The sequence below is a fragment of the Polaromonas naphthalenivorans CJ2 genome (genome assembly GCF_000015505.1).
GTDB classification, from domain to species: domain Bacteria; phylum Pseudomonadota; class Gammaproteobacteria; order Burkholderiales; family Burkholderiaceae_C; genus Polaromonas; species Polaromonas naphthalenivorans.
This window is the reverse complement of sequence record NC_008781.1, coordinates 3,799,827-3,823,281: the sequence shown is the minus strand read 5'-3', so window position 1 is coordinate 3,823,281 and position 23,455 is coordinate 3,799,827. Positions and strand designations below refer to the sequence as shown.

At 65.7% G+C, this 23,455-nt stretch carries 23 protein-coding genes; 12 read left to right on the top strand and 11 right to left on the bottom strand.

What is annotated here, in order from left to right:
- The first annotated feature begins 119 nt into the window (after positions 1–119).
- Both PNAP_RS17955 and PNAP_RS17950 read left to right on the top strand, forming a co-directional pair.
- The gene (locus PNAP_RS17955) at positions 120–1,439 is read left to right on the top strand and encodes a sensor histidine kinase (RefSeq protein WP_011802964.1); all 1,320 of its coding nucleotides are present in this window, start codon (positions 120–122) and stop codon (positions 1,437–1,439) included.
- Positions 1,436–2,080 carry a response regulator gene (locus PNAP_RS17950; RefSeq protein ID WP_011802963.1) on the top strand — a complete coding sequence of 215 codons (645 nt, stop codon included), beginning with the start codon at positions 1,436–1,438 and terminating at the stop codon, positions 2,078–2,080. Before PNAP_RS17955 ends, PNAP_RS17950 begins: the two co-directional genes overlap by 4 nt.
- A gap of 24 nt (positions 2,081–2,104) precedes the next feature.
- On the opposite strand, the gene PNAP_RS25105 is transcribed toward PNAP_RS17950, so the two are convergent.
- Complete coding sequence (locus PNAP_RS25105) at positions 2,105–2,557, bottom strand: DUF2244 domain-containing protein (protein WP_198140652.1); 453 nt, start codon at positions 2,555–2,557, stop codon at positions 2,105–2,107.
- A gap of 216 nt (positions 2,558–2,773) precedes the next feature.
- On the opposite strand from PNAP_RS25105, the gene PNAP_RS17940 reads away from it, so the two are divergent.
- Both PNAP_RS17940 and PNAP_RS17935 read left to right on the top strand, forming a co-directional pair.
- Entirely contained in the window at positions 2,774–3,610 is an 837-nt protein-coding gene (locus PNAP_RS17940) for a pseudouridine synthase (protein ID WP_011802961.1), read from the top strand.
- Positions 3,611–3,747: 137 nt separating this feature from the next.
- Complete coding sequence (locus tag PNAP_RS17935) at positions 3,748–5,097, top strand: esterase/lipase family protein (RefSeq protein WP_011802960.1); 1,350 nt, start codon at positions 3,748–3,750, stop codon at positions 5,095–5,097.
- A gap of 63 nt (positions 5,098–5,160) precedes the next feature.
- On the opposite strand, the gene PNAP_RS17930 is transcribed toward PNAP_RS17935, so the two are convergent.
- The 6 genes from PNAP_RS17930 to PNAP_RS17905 form a co-directional block, all read right to left on the bottom strand.
- Positions 5,161–7,248, bottom strand: a complete 2,088-nt coding sequence (locus PNAP_RS17930; RefSeq protein WP_011802959.1) for an SdrD B-like domain-containing protein — start codon at positions 7,246–7,248, stop codon at positions 5,161–5,163.
- The gene (locus PNAP_RS17925; protein WP_011802958.1) at positions 7,245–8,072 is read right to left on the bottom strand and encodes a COG1470 family protein; all 828 of its coding nucleotides are present in this window, start codon (positions 8,070–8,072) and stop codon (positions 7,245–7,247) included. The genes PNAP_RS17930 and PNAP_RS17925 overlap by 4 nt, the downstream gene beginning before the upstream one ends.
- On the bottom strand, positions 8,069–8,551 hold the full coding sequence (locus tag PNAP_RS17920) for a hypothetical protein (protein ID WP_011802957.1): 483 nt from the start codon (positions 8,549–8,551) through the stop codon (positions 8,069–8,071). Before PNAP_RS17920 ends, PNAP_RS17925 begins: the two co-directional genes overlap by 4 nt.
- On the bottom strand, positions 8,552–9,199 hold the full coding sequence (locus PNAP_RS17915; protein ID WP_011802956.1) for a hypothetical protein: 648 nt from the start codon (positions 9,197–9,199) through the stop codon (positions 8,552–8,554).
- A gap of 19 nt (positions 9,200–9,218) precedes the next feature.
- Positions 9,219–9,833 carry a hypothetical protein gene (locus tag PNAP_RS17910; RefSeq protein WP_157040319.1) on the bottom strand — a complete coding sequence of 205 codons (615 nt, stop codon included), beginning with the start codon at positions 9,831–9,833 and terminating at the stop codon, positions 9,219–9,221.
- Between the two features lie 236 nt (positions 9,834–10,069).
- Entirely contained in the window at positions 10,070–10,717 is a 648-nt protein-coding gene (locus tag PNAP_RS17905; protein ID WP_011802954.1) for a hypothetical protein, read from the bottom strand.
- Between the two features lie 288 nt (positions 10,718–11,005).
- Between PNAP_RS17905 and htpG the strand changes: the two genes are divergently transcribed.
- The 3 genes from htpG to PNAP_RS17890 all read left to right on the top strand — a co-directional run bounded on the left by htpG (position 11,006) and on the right by PNAP_RS17890 (position 15,169).
- Positions 11,006–12,895: a molecular chaperone HtpG gene (gene htpG / locus PNAP_RS17900; protein ID WP_011802953.1), complete on the top strand. Its 1,890-nt coding sequence runs from the start codon at positions 11,006–11,008 to the stop codon at positions 12,893–12,895.
- Positions 12,896–13,034: 139 nt separating this feature from the next.
- Positions 13,035–14,612, top strand: coding sequence for a L,D-transpeptidase family protein (locus PNAP_RS17895; RefSeq protein ID WP_011802952.1), 1,578 nt, complete (start codon positions 13,035–13,037; stop codon positions 14,610–14,612).
- A complete protein-coding gene (locus PNAP_RS17890) occupies positions 14,609–15,169 on the top strand; it encodes a YcbK family protein (protein ID WP_011802951.1) in 561 nt (186 codons plus the stop codon). The genes PNAP_RS17895 and PNAP_RS17890 overlap by 4 nt, the downstream gene beginning before the upstream one ends.
- A gap of 30 nt (positions 15,170–15,199) precedes the next feature.
- Here PNAP_RS17890 and PNAP_RS17885 read toward each other — a convergent pair whose 3' ends face one another.
- The 3 genes from PNAP_RS17885 to PNAP_RS17875 all read right to left on the bottom strand — a co-directional run bounded on the left by PNAP_RS17885 (position 15,200) and on the right by PNAP_RS17875 (position 17,957).
- Positions 15,200–15,745 (bottom strand): M23 family metallopeptidase, encoded by a 546-nt coding sequence (locus PNAP_RS17885; RefSeq protein ID WP_083758093.1) that lies wholly within the window; start codon positions 15,743–15,745, stop codon positions 15,200–15,202.
- Positions 15,746–15,767: 22 nt separating this feature from the next.
- Positions 15,768–16,802, bottom strand: coding sequence for a L,D-transpeptidase family protein (locus PNAP_RS17880; RefSeq protein WP_011802949.1), 1,035 nt, complete (start codon positions 16,800–16,802; stop codon positions 15,768–15,770).
- Between the two features lie 105 nt (positions 16,803–16,907).
- The gene (locus PNAP_RS17875; protein WP_011802948.1) at positions 16,908–17,957 is read right to left on the bottom strand and encodes a serine/threonine protein kinase; all 1,050 of its coding nucleotides are present in this window, start codon (positions 17,955–17,957) and stop codon (positions 16,908–16,910) included.
- An 80-nt stretch (positions 17,958–18,037) separates the two neighbouring features.
- Between PNAP_RS17875 and PNAP_RS17870 the strand changes: the two genes are divergently transcribed.
- From PNAP_RS17870 to PNAP_RS17855, 4 genes are all read left to right on the top strand, one after another.
- On the top strand, positions 18,038–19,009 hold the full coding sequence (locus PNAP_RS17870; protein ID WP_011802947.1) for a class I SAM-dependent methyltransferase: 972 nt from the start codon (positions 18,038–18,040) through the stop codon (positions 19,007–19,009).
- Positions 19,010–19,143: 134 nt separating this feature from the next.
- Positions 19,144–19,713, top strand: a complete 570-nt coding sequence (locus tag PNAP_RS17865) for a cytochrome b (RefSeq protein ID WP_041376796.1) — start codon at positions 19,144–19,146, stop codon at positions 19,711–19,713.
- Positions 19,714–19,758: 45 nt separating this feature from the next.
- On the top strand, positions 19,759–20,349 hold the full coding sequence (locus PNAP_RS17860) for a YceI family protein (protein ID WP_011802945.1): 591 nt from the start codon (positions 19,759–19,761) through the stop codon (positions 20,347–20,349).
- A 43-nt stretch (positions 20,350–20,392) separates the two neighbouring features.
- Positions 20,393–20,971 carry a YceI family protein gene (locus tag PNAP_RS17855; RefSeq protein WP_011802944.1) on the top strand — a complete coding sequence of 193 codons (579 nt, stop codon included), beginning with the start codon at positions 20,393–20,395 and terminating at the stop codon, positions 20,969–20,971.
- A gap of 189 nt (positions 20,972–21,160) precedes the next feature.
- Here the strand turns inward: PNAP_RS17855 and PNAP_RS17850 are convergent, their stop codons facing one another.
- Positions 21,161–22,399, bottom strand: a complete 1,239-nt coding sequence (locus tag PNAP_RS17850; RefSeq protein ID WP_011802943.1) for an ABC transporter substrate-binding protein — start codon at positions 22,397–22,399, stop codon at positions 21,161–21,163.
- 381 nt (positions 22,400–22,780) lie between these two features.
- Between PNAP_RS17850 and PNAP_RS17845 the strand changes: the two genes are divergently transcribed.
- The gene (locus PNAP_RS17845; RefSeq protein ID WP_011802942.1) at positions 22,781–23,452 is read left to right on the top strand and encodes a hypothetical protein; all 672 of its coding nucleotides are present in this window, start codon (positions 22,781–22,783) and stop codon (positions 23,450–23,452) included.
- The last annotated feature ends 3 nt before the right edge of the window (positions 23,453–23,455 follow it).

Here is a 23,455-nt window from a genome sequence, read left to right as displayed (position 1 = left end):
AGCGCAGGCGCCACACGTCTCGGGACAGGGCCACGCCAAAGCCGGGAAAAATTCCCGCCGTGCATCCGCCGGGTACGAAAGCTGCTGCACATGTCCATTTGCATGGAAAGGAACGGGCGATGGATCTCAGGCGACGCTTGGTGGCTGGTCTTGGCGTGATGCTGCTGGCGCTGATGATGGTGGCTGTGCTGGTCAGTCTGCGCTCGCTGCGCAGCGATGTCAGCGCCGAACTGGCCGCCTCGGAGCAGTTGGTCAAGGTGCTGCTGGGCACCGAGGGGCTGGCGCGCGATTTGCCGCCGGCCGAGGCGGCTGAGCGCCTGCAGGCCATTCTGGACAGCGGCCCGCTACGGCACCTCACCGTTAGCAGCGGCGCGGCACCCGCCGCCCAAAACAGCGCCCCGGACACCCACTGGCTGGCCGGACTGCTCGGCGTCGCGCCGGCAGGCGACGCAGGCCAGCTGATCCGCGTCGGCGACCAGCTGCTGCGCATTGCACCCAACCCGGCCTCGGAAATCGAGGAGCGCATCGGGGACACTGTTCGCCTTTGTGTGACGCTACTGCTCTTTTCTGGAGCAACGCTGCTGGTCGCCTGGTGGTCGGCCGACCGCGCGCTCAGGCCGGTGCGCGAGCTGCAGGCCGGCTTGCGACGCCTGGCGCGCGGCGAATCCGAGGCGGGCCTGCCGGTCTTTGCGCTGCGCGAGTTCAGCCAGGTTGCTGGCGCCATCGACGCGCTGGCCGCTGCGCTGTCGGATTCGCGCGCCGCGCAGCGGCAACTGGCGCGCCAGCTGATCCGGGTGCAGGAGGACGAGCGCCGCGCGTTGGCCCGGGAGCTGCACGACGAGACCGGCCAGACGCTGACGGCCATCGGCGTGACCGCCGCCTACCTGGAGCGCCACGCCGCAGAGCTGGCCGCCGCGCAGATCGCCGAATGCGCGCAGGATGTGCGCCGCGACGTGCGCACCAGCCGCGAGCAGCTGCGCGCCATGCTCAAGCGCCTGCGCCCGCACGGCCTGCAAGGGCCGGGACTGGCCAGCGCCCTGCGCGAGCTGCTGGCCGGCTGGCAGCAGCGCGCCGGCGCCATCGACTTTCGGCTCGACATGCCGGCCGGCGGGCTGCCGCCGCTGGGCGAGGACGCCGGGCTGGTGCTCTACCGCGTGGTGCAGGAGGCGCTGACGAACGTCGTGCGGCACAGCGGCGCGGCGCATTGCCGGGTGAAGATCGAGGCGCACGCCGCAATGCTCACGCTGCACATCGAGGACGACGGCTGCGGCTTGCCGCCCGATGGCGCGGCGCGCGGCGGCGGCCTGCTGGGCATCGCCGAGCGGCTGGACATGGTCGGCGGGCGCCTGGCGCTGGAGCCGGCGCAGCCCACGGGCCTGCGCCTTCAGATCACCCTTCCCCTGACCGAAAACCCCCAAGCACAGGACGAAATCCCATGATCCGCATCCTTTTGGTCGATGACCACGCCGTCGTGAGGACCGGCTACCGCCGCCTACTGGGCGCCGAGCCGGGCCTGCAGGTGGTCGGCGAAGCCGCCAGGGCCGACGAAGCCAATGCGCTGGTGCTGCAAACCACGCCCGACGTGGCGCTGGTCGATCTGAGCCTGCGCGGCAGCAGCGGCATCGAGGCGATACGCGGCATGCTGGCGCGCCGCCCCGTGCTGCGCGTGCTGGTGCTGTCCATGCACGAGGACGCCGGCCACATCACGCAGGCGCTGCGCAGCGGCGCGCACGGCTACCTGACCAAGCACTGCGAGCCCGAGGAGGTGATCGACGGCATCCGCCGCATCGCGTTGGGCAAGCGCGTGTTCTCGCCCGAAGTCGCGCAGATTCTGGCCGAGCAGGCCCTGGACGGCGAGGACGCCTTCGCCCAGCTGACGCCGCGCGAATTCGAGGTGCTGCGCCTGCATGTGCAGGGCCAGCCGGCCAGCTGCATTGCCGGCGCGCTGCAGCTCAGCCCCAAGACCATCCTCAACAACCTCACGCTGATCCGGCAAAAGCTCGATGTCGAGAATGATTTCAAACTGCTTCAGCTCGCCGCTCGCCACGGTCTCATGACCCTGCATCCCGCTGAGGCTTGAGGTTGCGAGGCGCGTCTGTCGGTCTCAGGGCGTCGCCGCCATCGCGCCGCAGGCCTGCCGGGCCGCCAGCGCCTGCTTCAACTCGCGTTCCACCCGGCGCTTTTCACCGGCGCCGAGTTGCGTGGCCACCTCGACCCGTAGCGGGCTGCAGCACAGCCACAGGCGGTCCTTGCGCGGGCCGCCCCGCTCCAGGTGCGCCCAGGCCGGATTCATGCGGTAGTGCCGTGTGTCCAGGCCGCGCACCACCTCGATGGCCAACTGGCCTTCGGGGCTGAAGCTGATCTGCTCGCCATCGGCCGCATGCAGCATGTACACCACGAACAGCGCCCCGGCCACGGTGATCTCCAGCAGGCTCCACAGCGGAATCAGCCACAGGCCGTGCCAACCGAAGGGCAGGGCAATCGCTGCGCTGAACACCGCCAGCGCGGCATAGGCCTGCAGCAACTGGCCGGGCGCCAACGCGCAGCGCCGTTTCAAGCGCCACCGGGGCGGGTCTTCAGCGGGGCTTGCGGCGGGTGGGCTGGCGTTTGTCGAGGGGCAGGCCATCGGCCAGAAAATACACCGGCGCCCGGCCAAAAGCAAACTCAACCCTGCTGGCGACGCTGTTGAAACCGGCGCGCCGCAGCGGGTGGCCGGCAGGGCGGCGCGGCAGGCCGGAGTGATCTGTTCAGGCCGTCCTAAAATACCCCGGCCATGTCCGAACACACTCCCCCCAAACCTCCTGCCTCCGGCGCCGTGCGCGTGCGCATCCAGCCGGCCGATGCCGGTGCCCCCGCGCCGACCGTGCGCCTGAACAAACGCATGGCCGACCTCGGCCTGTGCTCGCGCCGCGAAGCCGACGACTGGATTGCCCGGGGCTGGGTGCGCGTCAACGGGCTGCCTGCCGTGATGGGCCAGCCGGTGGCCGCCAATGCGCGCATCGAAGTCGCCCGCGAAGCCGAGCAGCAGCAGCGCCAGCAGGTCACCATCCTGATCAACAAGCCGGTCGGCTACGTCAGCGGCCAGGCCGAGGACGGCCACGAGCCGGCGGTGGCGCTGGTGCAGCCCGAGAACCGCTGGCGCGAATGCAACAGCCGCATGCGCTGGGGCTTTGAGCAGCTGCGCGGCCTGGCGCCGGCCGGCCGGCTCGACATCGACTCGATTGGCCTCTTGGTGCTGACGCAGGACGGCCGCGTGGCGCGCCAGCTCATCGGCGAAGACTCGGACATGGAAAAGGAATATCTGGTGCGCGTGAGCTACGGCGCTGAAAACGTCAACGTGCAGGCCGCGTTTCCGCGCGAAAAGCTGGCCCTGCTGTGCCACGGCTTGAGCCTGGACGGCCAGCTGCTGCGCCCGGCGCAGGTCAGCTGGCAAAACCCCGAGCAGCTGCGCTTTGTGCTCAAGGAAGGCAAGAAGCGCCAGATCCGCCGCATGTGCGAGCAGGTCGGGCTGTTCGTGACCGGCCTGAAGCGCGTGCGCATCGGCCGCGTCAACCTGGGCCACCTGCCGATTGGCCAGTGGCGCTACCTGATGCCGCACGAGCAGTTCTGAGCCGGGCCGGCGAGCTTTTCAAGCCAAAACAGCAGTTTGCGCAAGCAGGGTGTGCGCAAGCAGCTATGTAATCAATAGCAAATCCCGCTGCTTTCGGGCCGCTGGCGCAGGCGCGGCAAACTCCGCACAATCGGGGCATGCGCACCTCCACCCCGGCCGGCAAGGCTGCATCCGTCGTTCCCCGCCTGCCCGGCTACCTGCATGCCTCCGACATCCAGGGACTGGCGCAACTGGCCACGCAGGCCACGCTGGGCGTCACCGGGCTGGCTGAAAACGTGCACGGCCAGGTGTACAGGGCGGTCGCCTCCTTTTTTGGCCCGGCAGGCGCGAAATTCGTCGATGCCAGCCCGGGCCGCTCCGGCGTCAGGCCGCTGGGTGTGACCGGGCTGGTGTACGGCGGCATCCGGGGCGTGACGCGGCTGGCCGGCGGCGCGGTCAATGCCGTGCTGTCGGGCATGGTGCCGCTGGCCGGCGGCAAGGCCTCATCCCGCCAGCGCGAAGCGATGCTGGCGGCGCTCAACGGCGTGCTTGGCGACCAGTTGCAGGACACCGCCAATCCACTGGCCATCCACATGCGCCTGCGCCACGAAGGCCAGGCCCTGGCGCTGGAAACAACCGCGCTGGCGCAGCGCCTGCCCGCCGCTTCGGCCAAGCCGCTGGTGCTGATTCACGGCCTGTGCATGAACGACCTGCAGTGGCGCACCCATTGCACTGGCGGCGCGCCGCAGCCCGCGCACGACCACGGCCTGGTGCTGGCCCGCGAACTCGGCTACACCCCGGTGTACCTGCACTACAACAGCGGCCTGCACATTTCGGCCAATGGCGCGCAACTGGCCGGATTGCTGGAGCAACTGCTCGCGGCCTGGCCGCAGCCGGTGCAGGAACTGGCGCTGCTGGGGCACAGCATGGGCGGCCTGCTGGCGCGCAGTGCCTTTCACCAAGCCACGCAGGCCGGACAGGCGTGGCCGGCGCAGCTCAAGCGGCTGGTGTTTCTCGGCACGCCGCACCACGGCGCGCCGCTGGAGCGCGTCGGCCACTGGGTCGATCGGCAGCTGCAGCGGCGGGCGGTGACCCGGCCCTTCGCCAAAATCGGCCAGATCCGCAGCGCCGGCATCACCGATCTGCGCCATGGCAACCTGCTGGAGGCCGACTGGCGGCATGCCGGCCGGTTTGAAAGCGCAGCCGATACCCGCCAGGCGCTGCCGCTGCCCGCCGGCGTGGCCTGTTACGCCGTGGCCGCCACCACCGTGTCGCACGGCGCCGGGCCGCTCATGCCCCTGCGCCAGGCGCTGAGCCACCAGCTGGTGGGCGACGGCCTGGTGCCGCTGGCAAGCGCGCTGGGCCTGCATGCATCGCCCGAACGCAGCCTGGCCTTTGCGCCGCAGCGCCAGTGGATCGCGCACGGCATGAACCATCTGGAACTCCTGAGCCGGCCAGAGGTAAGTGCGCAACTGGTGCGCTGGCTGCGGGAGCCGGCCCGCGCCTGAGCGGCATCGGTCCGGGGGATGCCGCCCAGGTGGCGGCTGCAATGGTGGCTCGCGCAGCGCGGTTCAGCGCTCGCGCTGAACCGCGAAATCCACGGTGGTCAGCTGGCGTACCTGCAGCGTGGTGCGCACCGGGTCGCGCAGCACCGGGCTCCACGGCAGCGGCACATTGTCCGGCGATATCTCGATCAGGTGCTCGCCGGCCGCCACGGCCGGGAATTCGTAGCGGCCCTGGGCGTCGGTGCGTGTCGCGAAGCGCCGGTCCAGCATGATCGTGACTCCCGGCACGCCTGCCTCGGAGGCCTCGCGCCGGCCGTTCGCATCTGCATCGAAAAACACCGTGCCGCCAAGGGTGCCGGCGCCGCTGCCGGGCAGGCCGCCCAGCGGCGCCCGCGCCGAACCGGCGCGGCCTTCGTAGCTCAGCAGCAGTTGCACGCTGCGGCTGGTTGGCGTGGCGGCCACCGTGGACAGCGTCGCGGCGGTGAGGGCCGAGACCACCAGCGCCGACAGCGGTTCCTGGCCGCGCGCCTGGGTATAGCGAAGCGCCAGCGACCAGCCGGAAGCTGACAGCCAGCGCGCCCCGATATTGGCGTTCAGCGACCTGGCCCCGTCACTGCGCTGGGCGCCGCGAAGCGCCGCATCGAGCGACCATTGCGACACGGGCGACACCGAGCCCAGCAGGCCCCATATCCATCCGCTGCCGGGCGCCGACCCGCCTGCAACGCGCTCCCATGCCAGCGAGGTGTTGAATGAGGCCGGGAACATCACCGGCCAGCCCTGGTCAACCCCGAAGCGGGTGGTGCGGCTGCCGCCGGTGTTGGCAAAGTCGCTGCGCCACTGGGTCTGCCCCCAGTCAGAGGTCTGGTCCCAGCTCAGCAGCAGCGCCTGGCCGGGGCTGGTGATGGCGCGCAGGTTCAGCGCGGCGCCTATCGAATTGCGGGTGTCCAGGCGATAGCGGCCATTGAGGTTGAGGAAAGCGCTGCGGCCCGTGGACAGGCTGCCCGGCCCCGCGCGGCTCACGCTGTCGCTGAGTTCCGTCGCGAACCCGGCCTGCCACTGCCGTGTGCTGGTGTCGGCTTGCCAGTACGCGCCCTGCAGGTCGCTGGCCAGAACAGCCGTGCCCCAGCGCAAATTGGGCTCGAAGCGGAACACTCCGGCGGTGTTGCGCCAGCGCTCTGTTCGCCATGCGGCGTCCGCCCACAAGCCAAGGGCGTCACCGCTGCGCGAGGAGGTGCTTCGCACGGCATTGCCCTGCAGTCGCAGGCCGCCCTGGCGTTCGCTGACGGGCGTTGATCCGGGCGCCAGGCTTTCGGCCCAGGGCGCCGCCCCCTCCCAGGCCGTGGCCGCGAAGAAGGCGCGGGTGTCCTGCGCGCTGCCAGAGCCGGTGCCCTCGGTGATGCCGCGCCCGTCGAACACCTGAAAAGCCGCATTGCCGCGTGTGCCGGCAGTGCCCGTTGGCAACCGGAACTGGCCGCCTGCCGAGGCGACCCGGCCGCCGGAGGGCTGAAAGCCCGCCAGGTCCAGTCCGTTGAACAGGCCGGTGCGGCCTGCGGCCGCGTTCAGGTCGATGGCGTCGCCCTGGTGCCACTGCCCGCCGAGTCCCCGGATGGGCGTGGTGGGCAGAAAAACCCGGCCAATGCCGCGCGCCAGCGAGGTGCTGCCGGTGTTGATGTCGCCCGCGCCGTGGTTGGCGCGCCAGCCCGCGTCCAGCGGCATCGCGCGCTGGTCGATGCGCCAGGTGCTGGCCTTCAGCCCGCTGACGGACTCATCCGCGCGTTGCTGGGTGAGGTTGGCATTGATCGACAGGGCGCCGTGGTCGGGCGTGTCCAGAAAGCCGCCCACGCCGACGGCGCGAGAGAGGGTCGTGCTCGCGCCGCGCTGCGAGAACACGGAGGCGTCCACCCGCAAGCTGCGCGGCCAGCCGGTGGCGTTGTACTCGCTGGTGGCGGGCTCAAGGTCGTCTTCGGGCAGGGCGGAGGAGTCCATCACGCGGTCAACATATGGCGCGTCGGGCTTGGGCGCGGCGGCGGACGGCTTGGCCTCTTGCGCCAGCGCGGCCGTGGCCGCCGTGGCGGCCAGGCCCGCGAGGGCGGCGCGCAGCCATGCTGAACGCGTGGCAACCAATGCACGCGTCGGCCGGGCGGCTCCCTTCATGGTGCGAAGCGCTGATCCAGGGTTTCCGTCTGGCCTTTGCCCCACTCCAGCTTGCCGCGCACCGTCACTGGATACTTCACCTGCACCTCGGTGTCGGTGTCTCCGGGGCGCGTGGCAATGAGCGCTATGCTGCGCGTCTCGCCGGCCAGGATGGGCAGCGAACTTGGCGCGAATTCCAGCGTTTTCCCGGAGGCGTCCGTACCCGACAGGAATCCGCCCAGCCGGCCGTGGGCCGCGCCGCTGTTGTGTATTTTCAGGACCGGCGTGGCTTTGCCGTTGACCATCTGCACGCTCGACCCGGTCACGCTGAGCGCCGGCGCGGCGCCGCCCAGGGCCACGTACACCACCACGCCGAGCCGGGCTGAAAACGGAATGGCCGGGCCGCCCTTGGCGCGGCTGACCTGCTCTTCACCTTCGAGCATGATGGCAAAGCGGCACTCGCCAGCGGGTGCGTCAGCGGGCGGGCTGATTTCGAAGCGGAAGCGATGCGGGCGTGCGCCAGAGACGGAGAGGTCGCGGCGCTCAATGGCCACCCAGGGGCGGCAGCTTCCCGGCTGCAACTCGTCATGGAAAATGACCGAGTTGTCTTCGCTCAGTGACCAGTCGGCTGTTTTTGTGCTGAGAACGGTGGCCTCGGGCGAGGCATTGGTGATTTCAAGCACCTGGCGGCTGCGTTCACCGGCTTTGAGTTCAAGCTCGAAACGCGGCGGCGAGACGGCCAGTGCAAATTCGCCAGCCAGCGCGCAGGGCATGCCGCACAGGACAGAAAGCGCCAGGGTGGCCGTCGTGCGCCAGCGACGGGCTGCTGAATACGGGCGTGTCATGGGGTATCTACCTCGAAATAAAACTGCAGGGATTGCTGCGAAGTCAGCGCCCGGCCATCGGTCCTGAGTGTGAGGTCCAGGGTTTCTTCCAGTGAGGCAACATTGGCCACACCTTCAAAAACAAGCACGCGCCCGCCGGAGCGCAAGGCGCCGGGCATCAGGCGGCCTTGCGTGCGCCAGGTCGCGTAAATGGGCTCGCCGGTTGCGGGGGCCAGCGCCATGTAAAGCCGCACCGGCTGGTTGAGCCAGCGCGCCAGGTTCAGGCGCAGCCCGACGCGCACGCTGGCCTCCACCGAATTGTCGGCGCCGCGTCCCGGCACCAGTTGCTTCCAGCGCATCTGCACGAGGCCCTGGCTGACGATGGTGCCGCTGTCATCGACCCGGCTGGTGGCCGGGCTTGCAGCGCCGCACCACAGCAAGGCTGCGGCAAGGATGATGGCCAGGGGCGGCCCCGGAAATCGTGGGGTGCGGAACTTCATTCAGGGCGCTGTCAGGGTGTAGCTGACCCGGCCGTTGAAGGTTCCGGCGGGCACCAGTTGGGCATTGGCGTAGTTGAACTGCAGGCAGCTTTCAAACCAGGTGTTGCGCGCGACGCTCAGCAGGGTCTGCGTCGCACCGCCCACGAAGGTGCCGCTCGGGATGGTTGCCGTGGGATCGGCATTGCCGCCAGAAATCCAGGAAATCGTATTGAAGGCAATCGTGTTGCCGGCGCCGCTGACCAGCGTGCTCGGTGCGGTGACGCTGAGGGTGGCGTTCGATGCGGCGCCTGGCGTGCGATAAAAACCGCCGACGTAAACCTGCGAGGGCACCGAGCAAAAGACAAAGCTGTCGTAAGGGCTGATGGTGACGGTGCTGTCGGTGGTCATGGCGCGCGTTCCGGCGCCCAGGCTGGCGGCTGGAACGGTCACGGAAACGCTGTTGATCGTGGCATTGTTGCCGGGAACCCCCCCCGAATCGAAGCGTCCGCCGCTGCCCGTCATGCGACCCGCACCCACCTGCAGGTAAAGGGAGCGGGTTCCGGCGGAGATGCTCACGACAAAGGCGTGGCTGGAAGCGGCCGCGAGTGCAACAGTGAGCACGGCGGCCGTGCGCAGGGCCGTAAAAATGGGTTGCCATGGCCGGATCATCACATCGTCACGCAGCCGCTCAGAGCTGGGTCGCCGTATAGGTCACGCGCCCGTTGCGGGCCGCCGTGGCGCCGTAAGTGCCGGCGGGCACCGAGTTGGCGTTGAGATAGGTGTAAGTCCAGCGGCCCTCGACCCGCACGACTTTGTTGACTGATTCCAGTGTGGTGGCCGCGCCATCGCCACCGGCTGGAGCCGTGTTGAATGCCGGATGAGGGACGGCCCCGCTGGTAAAGCCCGCTGTGTTGTTCGGCCTCGGCAGGGCGGAGGCTGTGACGCTAATCTGGCTCCAGGGAATGGTGTCGCCGGCAGCGCTGGTCAGCGGGCCGGTGGTGGTCGAGTTGAGGCTGAGGCTGCCACTGTTGCCGTACACGCGAATCGTTGCCGCCCCCGCCGTCAGGTCGCCACCGGTGCCGCTGATCTCACTGCCGTCGCCGACGTTCGCGGACGGTACGTCGAAAGTCAGTGTGTCTATCGTGCCGTTGCTGGCGGCGTTGTTGGCTGCGCCCGTGCTGACGCGAAGAAACAGCGCCGGGTTGACAACGATTACAAAGTCGAGATGCGCCGGTGCAACGGAGCCCGTCGTGGCCGGACTCACGAATGTCGAGTCTGCCCGCGCCAGCATGGGTACGAACATTGAAGTAACAAGGTTAGAAACCAAAACAATTTTTACAAAATTTTTCATAGCCAACCCAGACTATCCAATAAAGTCCAGGTTGCCTACTTATTTTCATGGAATTTTGTTAAAAAATCGAATTTATCAAATATCGCGTCGATTTTTAATAATTCAGACAAATGACCAAGGCCTGTTCGGGCTTGGTCGCTGTTCAAAATTCGCAGGCAAATCTCGCCATCCATTCAGGAATGAATGGCTCAGAGTTGGGTGGCGGTGTAGGTCACGCGGCCATTTTTGGCAACGGTTCCGCCGTAGGTACCGGCTGCGACTGAATTGGTGTTGAGGTAGCTATAAGTCCACTTGCCTTCAACGCGCACGACCTTGTTGGTGGCGGCTAGCGTGGTCACTGTGCCGGCGCCGCCCGTGGTGCCCAGGTTGAACGCAGGGTGGGTGATGGCCGCATTGGTAAAACCCGTCGTGGTGCTGGCCAGCGGAGCCGCTGCCACGCTGATCTGGCTCCAGGGGATGACTTCACCGGCAGTGCCGGTGGTCAGGGGGCCGGTGGTGGTGGAGTTCAGGCTGATATTGCCACCGTTGCCATAGGTGCGAACGGTCACCGCGCCTGCGGTCAGGTCACCGCCGACGCCGGCGATCACGGATGCATCTCCCACGTTCGCAGCCGGTACGGTGTACGTGATGCCGTCAATCGTGCCGTCTGTCGCGGCATTGCCAGAGCTGGTGCCTACGCGCAGGAACAGTACCTGCGGGATGGTCACGGTGAAGTCAAGGCGGGCTGTGGCTGTCGAGCCTGTGGTGGCCGGACTGGTATAGGTGGATTCAGCCCAGGCGGGTGCTGCTAACAGGCCGGCAAGGGACAGGGCGCTGACTAAAAGACGCTTTTTCATGAGGGCTCTTTCTGGGGATGAAACAAATAACAAACAAATTCGATGTTAGTGATTGTAATAATTATTGATGAAATCAAGATGTTTTAAAATGTGTGATAGTTGGAAAATAAGCAATTTGTCACGCTAAGTCCTTGAAATTGCTGGGTTCATTCAAATGCTTAAATGAATGTAACTTGATATAAAACAACACGTTTTCCCTATGCTTTTGGTTCTCGTGGCCGAAGAGTAACAAGCAAGTAACACTTTCCTGCCCCTACACTTAAGCACAGCACTTAAGCACTGATCACCATGCAAAAACAAACCCTTTCCTTCCAGGCCGAAGTCGCCCAGCTCCTCAAGCTGGTCACCCATTCGCTCTACTCCAACCCCGACATTTTTCTGCGAGAGCTGATCTCCAACGCCTCGGACGCCTGCGACAAGCTGCGCTTCGAGGCCCTGAACGATGCCGGCCTGTATGAAAACGACAGCGAGCTGAAGGTGCGCGTCAGCTTTGACAAGGCCGCCAAGACCTTGACCATCACCGACAACGGCATTGGCATGTCGCAGCAGGAAGCGATTGAGCACCTCGGCACCATCGCCAAGAGCGGCACGCGCGACTTCGTGGCCAAGTTGTCGGGCGACCAGAAGAACGACGCGCAGCTGATCGGCCAGTTCGGCGTCGGCTTTTACTCGGGCTTCATCGTCGCCGACAAGATCACCGTCGAAAGCCGCCGCGCCGGCCTGCCCGCCGCCCAGGGCGTGCGCTGGGTGAGCGAAGGCACGGGCGAGTTCGACGTCAGCGAGACCCTGCGCGCCGAGCGCGGCACCAGCATCATCCTGCACCTCAAGGACGACGCGGCCGACTACCTGAACGCCTGGAAGCTCAAGGGCATCATCAACAAGTATTCCGACCATATCTCGCTGCCCATCCTGATGCCCAAGGAAGAGTGGAAGGAAGGCGAAAACGACCAGCCCGGCGAAATGGCCTTCACTGGCGAATGGGAAACCGTCAACCAGGCCGCCGCCCTCTGGACGCGCCCCAAGAAAGACATCACGCCCGAGCATTACGCCGAGTTCTACAAGCAGATCAGCTACGACAGCGAAGCGCCGCTGGCGACCACGCACAACCGCGTCGAGGGCGCGACCGAATACACCCAGCTGCTGTTCATCCCGGCCAAGGCGCCGATGGACATGTACAACCGCGACAAGGCCGCCGGCGTCAAGCTCTATGTCAAGCGCGTCTTCATCATGGACGATGCGCAGGCGCTGCTGCCGACCTACCTGCGCTTTGTCAAGGGCGTGGTCGATTCGTCCGACCTGCCGCTCAATGTGTCGCGCGAGTTGCTGCAGGAAAGCCGCGCCGTGAAGGCGATCCGCGAAGGCTGCACCAAGCGCGTGCTGTCGATGATTGAAGACCTGGCCAACAACGAGCCAGAAAAATTCAAGACCTTCTACGCCGAATTCGGCGCGGTGCTCAAGGAAGGCCTGGGCGAGGATTTCGCCAACCGCGAGCGCCTAGCCAAGCTGCTGCGCTTTGCCAGCTCGACCACCGACACGACCACGGTCAGCTTTGCCGACTACAAGGCGCGCATGAAGGACGGCCAGGACGCGATCTACTACATCACCGCCGACACGCTGGCCGCCGCCAAGAGCAGCCCGCAACTCGAGATCTTCCGCAAGAAGGGCATCGAAGTGCTCTTGATGGCCGACCGGGTCGATGAATGGGCGCTGAACTACCTGAACGAGTTCGACGGCACGCCGCTGCAGTCGGTCGCCAAGGGCGCGGTCGATCTGGGCAAGCTGCAGGACGAGGACGAGAAAAAAGCCGCCGAAGAAGCGCAGACCCAGTTCAAGCCCATCCTTGACAAGCTCAAGGAAGCCTTGAAAGACAAAGCCTCTGACGTTCGCGCCACCTCGCGGCTGGTCGATTCACCGGCTTGTCTGGTGGTGCAGGACGGCGACATGTCCACGCAGCTCGCCCGCATGCTCAAGCAGGCCGGCCAGACCGTGCCCGAAGTCAAGCCCATCCTCGAAGTCAATGCCCAGCACCCGCTGGTCAGAAAGCTCGAAGCCAGCAGCGAACTGGCCAGCTTCGACGACCTGGCCAACATCCTGTTCGATCAGGCCCTGCTGGCCGAAGGCGGCATGCCCACCGACCCGGCCGCCTATGTGCGCCGCGTGAACGCCTTGCTGGTGTAATGCCGCGCCGCCGGCCTGAACGGGCCGGTTGCCGAAAGTCCCGCCGGGCTCTGCCTGCCGGGATTTTTCCTTTTTGGGGGTAGGGCGCTGGCTGGCGGGCCAGGAACTTGTCCCATCGCCAAGCCTTCATAATGGGGCGATGCAAATCAAAAACAGGCCGTCATGGCTCATCCGCAGCGCGGCCATCGTGCTGTGGCTGTGCTGCGGCAGTTCCATGGCTGCGGGCCAACTCTGGTTCGATGGCGAAAGACCCGGCGCGCAGGCCCGTGAAGCGGTTCAACTGCTGGCGGCGGCTGCCACCCACGGCCTGGTGCCGCAGGACTACGACGCCAGCGCGCTGGGGCTGGCTGTCAGCCGCGCCGCGCAGGGGACTCCGCCGGAAGCTGCCGCGATGGCGCAGCTTGAGCAGGCGCTGAGCACGGCGATGGAGCGCTACCTGTCCGACGTGCACCGGGGCCGCATCGACCCGCAAAAAATCCATCACAACTTCAGCCCGCCGCAGCGCGAGGCGTTCGACGCGGCGGCCTACCTGCAGGCGGCCCTGGCGGCCCGGCGGCTGACCGACGCTGCGTCCGAAGCCGCGCCGCGCCTGCCGATTTACGCGCAGTTGCGCGAGGCCCTGGCGCGCTACCGCGAGCGCGTCAACCATCCGGCCTGGCGCCAGCCCTTGCCGCGCCTGCCGGGCGGCAAGGCGGGCAAGCTGGCGCCGGGGCAAAGCTATGCGGGGCTGGCCCTGCTGGCCGAGCGGCTGACCGCGCTGGGCGACATGGCGCCTGGCCTGCCCTTGCCGGCGCGTTATGAAGGGCCGCTGGTGGACGCGGCCAAGGCTTTTCAGCAGCGGCACGGCCTGGCCGCCGACGGCGTGATCGGCAAAACCACGCTGGCGCAGCTGCAGGTGATGCCCGCTGCCCGCGTGCGGCAGATCGAACTGGCGCTTGAGCGGCTGCGCTGGACGCCGCTGCTGCAGGGGCCGCGCATGATTGTCGTCAACATCCCCGAGTTCGTGCTGCGCGCCTACGAAGTGCAGGACGGCCAGATCCATGTGCAGCAGGAAATGAAGATCGTCGTCGGCAAGGCGCTGGACACGCGCACCCCCTTGTTCGATGAAGACATGCGCTTCATCGAGTTCAGCCCGTACTGGAACGTGCCGCCTTCCATCGCCCGCGCCGAAATCGTTCCCCGGCTGCGGCGCGACCCCGGCTATCTGGCGCGGGAGAACATGGAGTTCGTCTCGGCCGGTGGCCGCGTTGACAAGACGGTTTCGGCGGGGCTGCTGGAAGCCGTGCTCGCCGGCCAGTCGCGCATCCGCCAGCGGCCGGGGCCGAAAAATGCGCTCGGCGACATCAAGTTCGTGTTTCCGAACAGCGACAACATCTACCTGCACCACACGCCGGCCACGCAGCTGTTCGAGCGCGCTAGGCGCGACTTCAGCCATGGCTGCATCCGCGTCGAGCATCCGGTTGCACTGGCCAAATTCGTCCTCAAGAACATGCCGGAATGGACGCCGGAGCGCATCCAGAATGCCATGAGCCGGGGCGAATCGGCCACGCTCAGGCTGGCCGAGCCGGTGCCGGTGCTGATTGCCTACGGCACCACGCTGGTCAAGGACGGCCGGACTTTTTTCTTTGACGACATCTATGGGCTGGACCGCCTGCTGGACGCTGCCTTGCGCAAGCATTCAGGCTCGCTCGCGCCCACCAACGGAGACCAATCATGACCGCTCCCACGACCCCGGCCCGCCGCCACTTCCTGCGCCACACGGCCCGGCTCGCTGCCGCCGCAGCGTTGCCTGCACTCGCTTCTCGTGCCGCCCTGGCGTCGGTACCGGACGCGCGCGGGCTGGCGCTGGTGCATACCCACACCCACGAGAAAATCGACCTGGTGTATGCCAGCGGCGAGCGCTACGTTCCCGAGGCGCTCGGCTGGCTCAACCGTTTCCTGCGCGACCACTACACCGGCGACATCGGGGTGATCGACCCGCAGGTGTTCGACCTGCTGCACAGCGTGCAGCAGGCGCTGGGCAGCAAGGGCGCGTTCGAGGTGATCTCCGGCTACCGTTGCCCGGCCACCAACAGCCACCTGCGCCAGACGCGCAGCGGCGGCGTCGCCACGAAAAGCCTGCACATGGAAGGCCGCGCGATTGACATTCGCCTGCCCGGCGTGCCGCTGGCCGACCTGCACCAGGCGGCGCTGTCGCTGCGCGCGGGCGGCGTCGGCTTTTATCCGCGCGAGCAGTTCGTGCACCTCGACACGGGCCGGGTGCGCAACTGGTGAAATGGCGCTGGCGCTGGCGATGCCGTGGCGTCAAGGCGGCTTGCCGCCCAGGTACCTGAACGGATTGACCGGCTCGCCTTTCCACCACTGTTTTTCCGGACCCAGCCGGAAGAGGGCGAAATGCAGGTGCGGCGCGTCCGGGCTGGCGTTGCCGGTCGAGCCGACATAGCCGATCACGCTGCCGCGCCGCACCGCCTGCCCCTCGGCCAGGCCGTCGGCATAGCGGTCTAGGTGCGCGTAGTAGTAGGCAAACCGGCCGGTCGGGTCGAACTGGTAAACCGTCATGCCGCCGGGCTGGCTCAAGAACAGCTTGACGATGCGCCCGTCGTCCACCGCCAGCACCGGTGTGCCGCGTGGCGCAAGGATGTCGATGGCCTCGTGGCCCCGCTGGTTGCCGTCGCGGCCGTCGTCGAAAGTGTCGCGCAGGTCGCTGGGCGCGATGCCTTGCACCGGCAGCAGCAGGGCCGGCGGTTCGGCCGGGGCACCTGCAACTGCCGCAGGCGCTGAACCGGCTGGCGCCGCGAACGCACCGCAAGTCACGGAAAGGCAAAGCAATGCCGTCCCGAGACGGCTCATGTTCCGGCGATCAAGCAACGCCTCAAGCATGAACATCCACGGCAAAGCCGGGTTTGACGACCTGCGCCACGCGCAGCACATCCCAGTTGGTCAGGTGGATGCAGCCGTTGGACTCGGACGAGCCGACGCGCTCCGGTTCGGGTGTGCCGTGAATGCCCCAGTGCGCTTTGCTCAGGCCCAGCCAGTACACGCCCACCGGGTTGTTCGGTCCGGCAGGAATGATGGCCTTGGTGTCGGTTTTCTTCGTGCCCTTGAGCAACGCCGGGTTGAAGGTGAACACCGGGTCTTTCGCGGCATTCTTGATCTCCATGCGGCCGATGGGCAGCGGGTCCGATGCGCCGCCCATGCTGATCGGGAAGGCGGCGACTGGCCGCTCTGCCTTGTCGAGCAGATACAGCACATGTTCGGATTTGTCGATGCGGATGGACGCGGCCCCGGCCGGGGCCTTGTCGCTACCTGGGGCCGGAACAATGATCTTGTCGCCGGCTTTGAAGGTGTGGCCCCGGTTGGCATCGCGCAGCCATTTCGGGCTGCAATGGAATTTTTCGCCCAGCGCTTCCAGAAGGGTTTCATAGCCCAGCGACTTGAGTTGCGCGCGCTTCATCATGTCGGCTGGCAGCCTGGCATAAGGGCCGGCGGCATCTTCAGCAGTGATGGTGTATTCGGACAGCACCGGCGCAGGCGCGTCGCCCGCCAGCGCTTTCCAGGTCTCGCCGTCGATGCGGCCGGTTGATTTCTGGCCGTTCGCCGTCTGGAACGCCGCCACCATGCGGCGCATGTTGGCGCCAAAGGCGCCGTCGATCTCGCCCGGAGAGAACCAGGCGTGGTCGAGCAGGATCTGCGCCCGCAGCACGGCCTCGCCGCGCGCGCCCTGCGCCAGCACAGGCAGGTCGGTGGCGGCGTTGACGCGCTCCATCAGCGCTGCGCCTGTGAGTAGCGTGGCGGGCTTGCGGTGCTGCGCGGCCGCAGCGGCCAGAGCAGGAAATGGGATGGCTGCAGCGCTTGCGGCCAGCCAGGCCAGCAGCGGCCGGCGGGAAATCAGGGAAGGGAAAGGCATGAATGCTCCGGTAGGAAATGGCCTTCATCCTAGGGTTCGCCGCAGCACAACCGTGTCAGCAAACGCCGTGTTGCCGGGTCGCTGCAAACCACCTTCTGGCGGGCTTCAGGCGACCAGCGGCGCGGCCTGCATGGCCTCGGTCTGCTCGATGAGCATGTCCACCTGGCCTTTCCAGTAGTCGCTGGAGCCGAACCACGGGAAGTTGATCGGGAAGATTGGGTCGTGCCAGCGCTGCGCCAGCCAGGCGCTGTAATGCACCAGGCGCAGCGTGCGCAGCGGCTCGATCAGCCGGAGTTCGCGCCGGTCGAACTCGCCAAATTCGTCATAGCCGTCCACCAGTGCGCCCAGTTGCCGCAGCTGCTGGGCGCGCTCGCCCGACAGCAGCATCCACAAGTCCTGCACCGCCGGGCCGGTGCGCGCATCGTCCAGATCGACAAAATGCGGGCCGGCCAGCGGCAGGCCTTCGGGCGTCCACAGGATATTGCCCGGGTGGCAGTCACCATGCAGGCGCAACTGCCGCACATGCGGAACGCTGTCAAACACGCCTTTGGCGACCGCCATGGCTTCGTCGAACGCCTTGAGCCAGCGCGATTCCATGTCCAGCGGCAGATAGCCGCCGTCCAGCAAAATCTCGCGTGAGCAGTAGCCAAAAGTTTGCAGGTTCAAGGCCGGGCGATGCACGAAAGGCCGGGCCGCGCCCACGGTATGGATGCGCGCCAGGAATCGGCCTATCCATTCGAGCACGTCCAGGTTCTCCAGTTCGGGCCGGCGCCCGCCGCGACTGGGCGACACGCTGAAGCTGAAGCCGTTGAAATGGTTCAGCGTCGAGCCGTTCAATTCGAGCGCGCCGACCACCGGAATTTCAGCCGCCATCAGCTCGGTGGCGAAAGCGTGTTCTTCCAGGATCTGCGCATCGGTCCAGCGGTCAGGCCGGTAAAACTTGACCACCACGATGTCGCCGGCCAGTTCCGCGCTGCCGACGGGGCTCTCCAGATGCACCTGGTACACCCGGTTTTCATAGCTGGACAGCGCCATCAGGCGGCCGTCGCCCATCAGTCCGACGCTGGCCAGCGCGTCCAGCACCACGTCCGGGGTCAGGTGTTCGTAAACATGGACGGTGTCGCGCACCGCAGCAGCCTTGTTGTATTCAGTCATGCCCGATTGTCGTTCCACCGGGGGCCGGGTTTCAAGAGGGATGACGCCAGAAAAAAAGCCCGGTACTAAACTTGGCGGTCATGCAAAAAAACAGCCCACCCTCCACCGATAAATCCACCGGCAAGCCTTCCCGCAAGGCTTTGGTCGCAGCCCACGCCGCCAGGCCCGCGCAGGTCATTGAAGAACTGCGGCCCGGCCAGTCGATTGAACTGCTCAAGGAACTGCACATCCTGACCCGCGAAGGCAAGCTCAACCAGGACGCCCGGCGCAAGCTCAAGCAGGTCTATCACCTCTACCAGTTCATCGAGCCGCTGCTGAATGAGGTTTGCGCGAGCGCCCAAGGCTTCACGCTGGCCGACCACGGCGCGGGCAAGTCCTACCTCGGCTTTATCCTGTACGACCTGTTCTTCAACGTGGCGCACGCGGGCGAGAAGGTCAATGGCCATATCCACGGCATCGAGACCCGCGCCGAGCTGGTCGAAAAATCGCGGCTGCTCGCCGCGCGGCTGGGCTTTGCCAACATGTCCTTCCTGAACCTGTCGGTGCAGGAAGCCACCACGTCCACCGCGCTGCCGCCCACGGTGGACATCGTCACCGCCCTGCATGCCTGCGACACCGCCACCGACGACGCGATTGCCTTTGGCCTGGCCAAAGAGGCGCGCCACATGGTCTTGGTGCCGTGCTGCCAGGCCGAGGTGGCCGGCGTGCTGAAAAAGTCGCGCGCGCTGAACCTGAACAAGAATCCGCTGGCCGAACTCTGGCGCCATCCGCTGCACACGCGCGAATTCGGCAGCCAGATCACCAACGTGCTGCGCTGCCTGCAGCTGGAGGCCAACGGCTACCAGGTCACCGTGACCGAGCTGGTCGGCTGGGAACATTCGATGAAGAACGAGCTGATCCTGGCCAGCCGTCCGGCCACGCCGAACGCCGCCAAGACCCGCGCCGCACAGACGCGGCTGCAGCAGGTGCTGGCGGAGCTTGGCCTGGGCGAGTTGACGGAACGCTTTGCGGCTGCGGCTGCGGCGCCCGAGCCCGGACTGCATTCGTCATAACTCACCGCTAACAGGCTGGTGATTCAAAAAATTTGAACAATCTCATCAATTAATTTGAACTTTTCGCGCGCAAACGGTTTCTATACTTCGTAGAACTTTCAATGTTTTACGAAAGTTTTTAACCTGTTTCCGTCATGACCTCAGCTGTTCTAACCACCACTCCTTCCCGCTATCACGGTGTTTCCATGGCCTTGCACTGGGTGCTGGCGCTCGCGCTGGTCCTGATGTTTGGCGTCGGCCTCTACATGGCCGACCTGCCGTTTTCACCGCTGCGCCTGAAGCTCTACAACTGGCACAAGTGGGCCGGCGTCGTGATTCTGGCGCTGTCGCTGGCCCGGTTGACGTGGCGCCTCACCCATCGCCCGCCGGCCTTGCCCCGGCGCATCGAGGCGGCCATGCCGGCATGGCAAGTGCGCGCCTACCACGCCACCCACGGCTTGCTGTATGCGCTGTTTTTCCTCGTGCCGCTGATTGGCTGGGCCTACAGCTCGGCGGCGGGATTTTCCATCGTGCTGTTCGGAGTGCTGCCGCTGCCCGACTTTGTTGCACCCGACAAGGCCCTGGCCGCGCTGATCAAGCCCTGGCATGAATGGTCGGCCTTTGCGCTGGCCGCTCTGGTGGCCCTGCATGTGGCAGCCGCCCTCAAGCACCACTGGGTGGACCGCGACGGCCTGCTCCAGCGCATGCTGCCAGGCCTGCGCTGAGCCTGCCTCACTTCTTTTTCTCTTCACCCACTGAAAACCGAACGCATGAACACTTTTTCTTTCACCCTGCGCGCCGCCAGCCTGGGCCTGGCCGCCGCGCTGCTTTCGATGTCGGCCCAGGCCCAGGCCCCAGCCGCGCAAAAGCTGATCCCGGCGCAAAGCGAAATTGCCTTTGCCAGCAAGCAGATGGGCGTGTCGGTCGATGGGCATTTCAAGAAGTTCGATGCGCAAATCGCGTTTGATCCCGCCAAGCCCGAAGCCAGCAAGATCGCCTTTGCCATCGACACCGGCAGCGCCACAGTCGGCGCGCCCGAGTCCGATGCCGAGCTGCCCAAGCCCGACTGGTTCAGCGCGGTGAAATTTCCCCAGGCCACCTTCCAGTCAGGCGCCGTCAAGAAAATCGCGCCGGGCAAATACGAAGTGGCCGGCAAGCTGAGCATCAAGGGCAATGTGCGCGATGTCGTGGTGCCTGTGACCCTGAGCCAGGCCGGCGCCATCACCACCGCCAGCGGCGCGTTTGCCATCAAGCGCCTGGCCTTCAAGATTGGCGAGAACGAGTGGGCCGACACCTCGATGGTGGCCGACGACGTGCAGGTCAAATTCAAGCTCGCGCTGACCGGCGTGGGCAAATACTGATTTTTCTTTAACCTTACTTTTCCCTATCCCTGGAACCCCTCCCATGCGTAAATCAATTTTGACCCTGGCCGCCGCGGCCGCCCTGCTGGCCGGCGCGGCCCATGCCGAAACCGCCACCTACGCGATGGACCCGACGCATACCTTTGCGACGTTTGAAATCGGCCACTTCGGCACCAGCACCAACCGGGGCCGCTTCGACAAGAAGGAAGGCTCGGTGCAACTGGACCGCGCCGCCAAGACCGGCAAGGTGGAGGTCAGCATCGACGCCACCTCCGTCAATACCGGCGCCGCCGCGTTTGACAAGCACCTGCAAAGCCCCGACCTGTTCGACGCCGCCAAATACCCGACCATCAAGTTTGTCTCCGACAAGTTCAGCTTCAACGGCGACAAGGTGTCCGAAATCGCCGGCAACCTGACCCTGCTTGGCAAAACCCTGCCCGTCACGCTCAAAGCCAACCAGTTCAACTGCTACACCAGCCCGATGCTCAAGCGCGAAGTGTGCGGCGGCGACTTCGAAACCACGATTGACCGCACCGCCTTCGGCATGAACTACGGCATCGACTGGGGCTTCCCGAAAAACGTCCGCCTGGTGGTCCAGGTCGAAGCCGTCAAGCAGCAATAAGCGCCTTCGCGCCGGCAAGCCCGGCGTTTTGCGGCAGCACAGCCCCGCCAGTCAGGTGACCGGCGGGGCTTTTTTGAGTGTGCTTCAGGTCTCTGGCGCAAGCAGGACGGGCGCAGGATGCTATTAAATAAGTAGCTTATAACGCCCGCCCATACTGCGCAAAAGCCTTGTTTTATCTATAAATCGGGACTACTGCTTGCGCTGCGCAAACACATTGCGCTTGATGTCGGCGGGGTAGGCGTAGGTCACGACGCCACCCTTGACCATGCCCAGCAGCAGCATGTTGGCGGTGAACGCATCCTTGTCGCTGGCGCTGAACGGATGGTCGTAGGTGGCGACCGCGCCGTAATACACCTTTTTCAGGTTTTCCAGCGATGCCTTGATGGCCGGGCCGTCCAGTGAAGCGCTGCGCACCCCGAACAGGCTGTAAAGCAGCAGGTAGGTGCTGTCATAAGCCTGCGCTGCGGGAATCGACGCCGGCACGCTCTTGAGCTTGTATTTGGCCATGTAGCCATTCAGGAAAGCCGTCCGGCGTTCGTTGCCGCGCTGCTCCACGATGAAGGTCTGGGCCATCAGCGTGTCTTCCGCCGCTTCCTTGGCGACATTCACATAAGCCGGAAAACTCAAGGCCCAGGCGCCCACCTGCGGCACCTTCCAGCCCAGCTCCTTGCGCCCCAGGGCAATGGCGACGCTCTCGGGGCCCAGGCTGTAGCTGAACACCGCGTTGGCTCCGGCATCGCGGGCGGCCTTGAGTTCGGCCGTCACGTCCTTCACGCCAATAGGAAAGCGCGCCACATGGACCGGCTTGAGGCCATGGCTGGCCAGGGCCGCTGTCACGTCCTTCAAGCCCGACTCGCCGTAAGCGGTGCTGTCGGCAAACACCGCCACCTTGGTCCAGCCGCGCTTGAAGATGTCATCGACCACAAAGCTGGACTGAACGGCGTCCTTGGCGGAAGTGCGAAAGATGTAGCTGTCTGGCGCGGGGTATTTGGCCGTGAGCTGGGTGCCGGTCGCGCAGGGAATGATGAGCGGGATCTTGCTGTTCTGAAACACCTCCAGCGATTTTGCCGCCACGCCCGTGTTGCAAAAACCGATGACGGCCGTGATCTTTTGCGCGGCCAGTTCTTCGGACGCCTTGCGGCCCTGGTCCGGATTGGCACCATCGTCCTTGACCACCAGTTCGAGCTTTCGTCCCAGGAAGCCGCCAGCGGCGTTGATCTCGTCCACCGCCAGCTTGACGCCATTGAGCATGGGCACGCCAAAGTCGGCCGAAGGCCCGCTCAGCGGGGCGATCACCCCGATTTGTATCGGCACCAGCGCCGCTCCACCGGTTGTTTGCGCCAGCGCCCCGGCGGCAGTCAAACCCAGCAGGCTCGTCGCCAGCAGGCGGCAGGCGGTCGGTATTATTTTTGATTGAATTGAAAACATCAGAGAAATCTTTCTTTTTTATACATATTGTTACGAAATCTGATTCGATTTTGAGTCGTACCAGCCGACACGGCTTCCAGGCGGTTTTTGTTTCTGGAAACAGTGGCTCCTCTCTTTCGCTGAAGCACTTTGGGCAGCGTTGTCCACGCTGCTCAAAGGCTATTGAAGCATTTGAACTTTAACTTTTAATTACAAATTAATGCAGGGATCGAAAAAACGCCAAGGATTTTTTAAAGGCAGCTTTGCCTGCATGAGGGGTTTTTCCTGGCGAAGGCTGCCGATGCATTAGGTGAAATCAGCGATTGAATCGCACCGGCGCTTGGCGTACCTTTACCGGGCAAGCACAACACGGCAATTCAGCCATTCATCAAAGGGACCGCCATGCAATCACGCTTGAGACTCGCACTTCTGGCTTCGGCCGCCATCCTGGGCGCCTGCGCGCCGATGCCATCGACCTCGCCGCATCCCATGAGCCCGATGAGCTTTTTCGTGACCAGCGCCAACCCGGGCAAGGGCGCCGACCTGGGCGGCCTGGCCGGCGCCGATGCCTATTGCCAGACACTGGCCGCCTCGGCCAATGCCGGCGGCAAGAACTGGCGCGCCTACCTCAGCGCCCCGGCCAGCGGCGCCAGCCCGGCCGTCAATGCGCGCGAGCGCATCGGCCGCGGCCCGTGGCAAAACGCCAGGGGCGTGGTCGTGGCCACCAGCGTGGACAACTTGCACAGCGCCGACAACCAGCTCACCAAGCAGAATTCGCTGACGGAAAAAGGCGAGGTCGTCAGCGGCCGGGGCGATGCCGTCAACATGCACGACATGCTGACCGGCTCCACGGCGGACGGCCGCCTGGACACCTCGGCCCCCGACACCACCTGCGGCGGCTGGACGCAAAGCGGCGCCGGCTCGGCCATCGTCGGCCACCACGACCGCATCGGCATCAACGAGTCCGCCCCCATGAAGTCCTGGAACGCCTCCCATGCCACGCCCGGCTGCAGCCCCGAGGCGCTCAAGTCGGTCGGTGGCGCAGGGCTGTTCTACTGCTTTGCCGCGAACTGAGGC

Excerpts from the sequence above, each read along its gene's own strand:
- PNAP_RS17955 (WP_011802964.1), top strand. The coding sequence starts at position 120 with ATGGATCTCAGGCGACGCTTGGTGGCTGGTCTTGGCGTGATGCTGCTG.
- PNAP_RS17950 (WP_011802963.1), top strand. The coding sequence starts at position 1,436 with ATGATCCGCATCCTTTTGGTCGATGACCACGCCGTCGTGAGGACCGGC.
- PNAP_RS17940 (WP_011802961.1), top strand. The coding sequence starts at position 2,774 with ATGTCCGAACACACTCCCCCCAAACCTCCTGCCTCCGGCGCCGTGCGC.
- PNAP_RS17935 (WP_011802960.1), top strand. The coding sequence starts at position 3,748 with ATGCGCACCTCCACCCCGGCCGGCAAGGCTGCATCCGTCGTTCCCCGC.
- PNAP_RS17930 (WP_011802959.1), bottom strand. The coding sequence starts at position 7,248 with ATGAAGGGAGCCGCCCGGCCGACGCGTGCATTGGTTGCCACGCGTTCA.
- PNAP_RS17925 (WP_011802958.1), bottom strand. The coding sequence starts at position 8,072 with ATGACACGCCCGTATTCAGCAGCCCGTCGCTGGCGCACGACGGCCACC.
- PNAP_RS17920 (WP_011802957.1), bottom strand. The coding sequence starts at position 8,551 with ATGAAGTTCCGCACCCCACGATTTCCGGGGCCGCCCCTGGCCATCATC.
- PNAP_RS17915 (WP_011802956.1), bottom strand. The coding sequence starts at position 9,199 with ATGATCCGGCCATGGCAACCCATTTTTACGGCCCTGCGCACGGCCGCC.
- PNAP_RS17910 (WP_157040319.1), bottom strand. The coding sequence starts at position 9,833 with ATGTTCGTACCCATGCTGGCGCGGGCAGACTCGACATTCGTGAGTCCG.
- PNAP_RS17905 (WP_011802954.1), bottom strand. The coding sequence starts at position 10,717 with ATGAAAAAGCGTCTTTTAGTCAGCGCCCTGTCCCTTGCCGGCCTGTTA.
- htpG (WP_011802953.1), top strand. The coding sequence starts at position 11,006 with ATGCAAAAACAAACCCTTTCCTTCCAGGCCGAAGTCGCCCAGCTCCTC.
- PNAP_RS17895 (WP_011802952.1), top strand. The coding sequence starts at position 13,035 with ATGCAAATCAAAAACAGGCCGTCATGGCTCATCCGCAGCGCGGCCATC.
- PNAP_RS17890 (WP_011802951.1), top strand. The coding sequence starts at position 14,609 with ATGACCGCTCCCACGACCCCGGCCCGCCGCCACTTCCTGCGCCACACG.
- PNAP_RS17885 (WP_083758093.1), bottom strand. The coding sequence starts at position 15,745 with ATGAGCCGTCTCGGGACGGCATTGCTTTGCCTTTCCGTGACTTGCGGT.
- PNAP_RS17880 (WP_011802949.1), bottom strand. The coding sequence starts at position 16,802 with ATGCCTTTCCCTTCCCTGATTTCCCGCCGGCCGCTGCTGGCCTGGCTG.
- PNAP_RS17875 (WP_011802948.1), bottom strand. The coding sequence starts at position 17,957 with ATGACTGAATACAACAAGGCTGCTGCGGTGCGCGACACCGTCCATGTT.
- PNAP_RS17870 (WP_011802947.1), top strand. The coding sequence starts at position 18,038 with ATGCAAAAAAACAGCCCACCCTCCACCGATAAATCCACCGGCAAGCCT.
- PNAP_RS17865 (WP_041376796.1), top strand. The coding sequence starts at position 19,144 with ATGACCTCAGCTGTTCTAACCACCACTCCTTCCCGCTATCACGGTGTT.
- PNAP_RS17860 (WP_011802945.1), top strand. The coding sequence starts at position 19,759 with ATGAACACTTTTTCTTTCACCCTGCGCGCCGCCAGCCTGGGCCTGGCC.
- PNAP_RS17855 (WP_011802944.1), top strand. The coding sequence starts at position 20,393 with ATGCGTAAATCAATTTTGACCCTGGCCGCCGCGGCCGCCCTGCTGGCC.
- PNAP_RS17850 (WP_011802943.1), bottom strand. The coding sequence starts at position 22,399 with ATGTTTTCAATTCAATCAAAAATAATACCGACCGCCTGCCGCCTGCTG.
- PNAP_RS17845 (WP_011802942.1), top strand. The coding sequence starts at position 22,781 with ATGCAATCACGCTTGAGACTCGCACTTCTGGCTTCGGCCGCCATCCTG.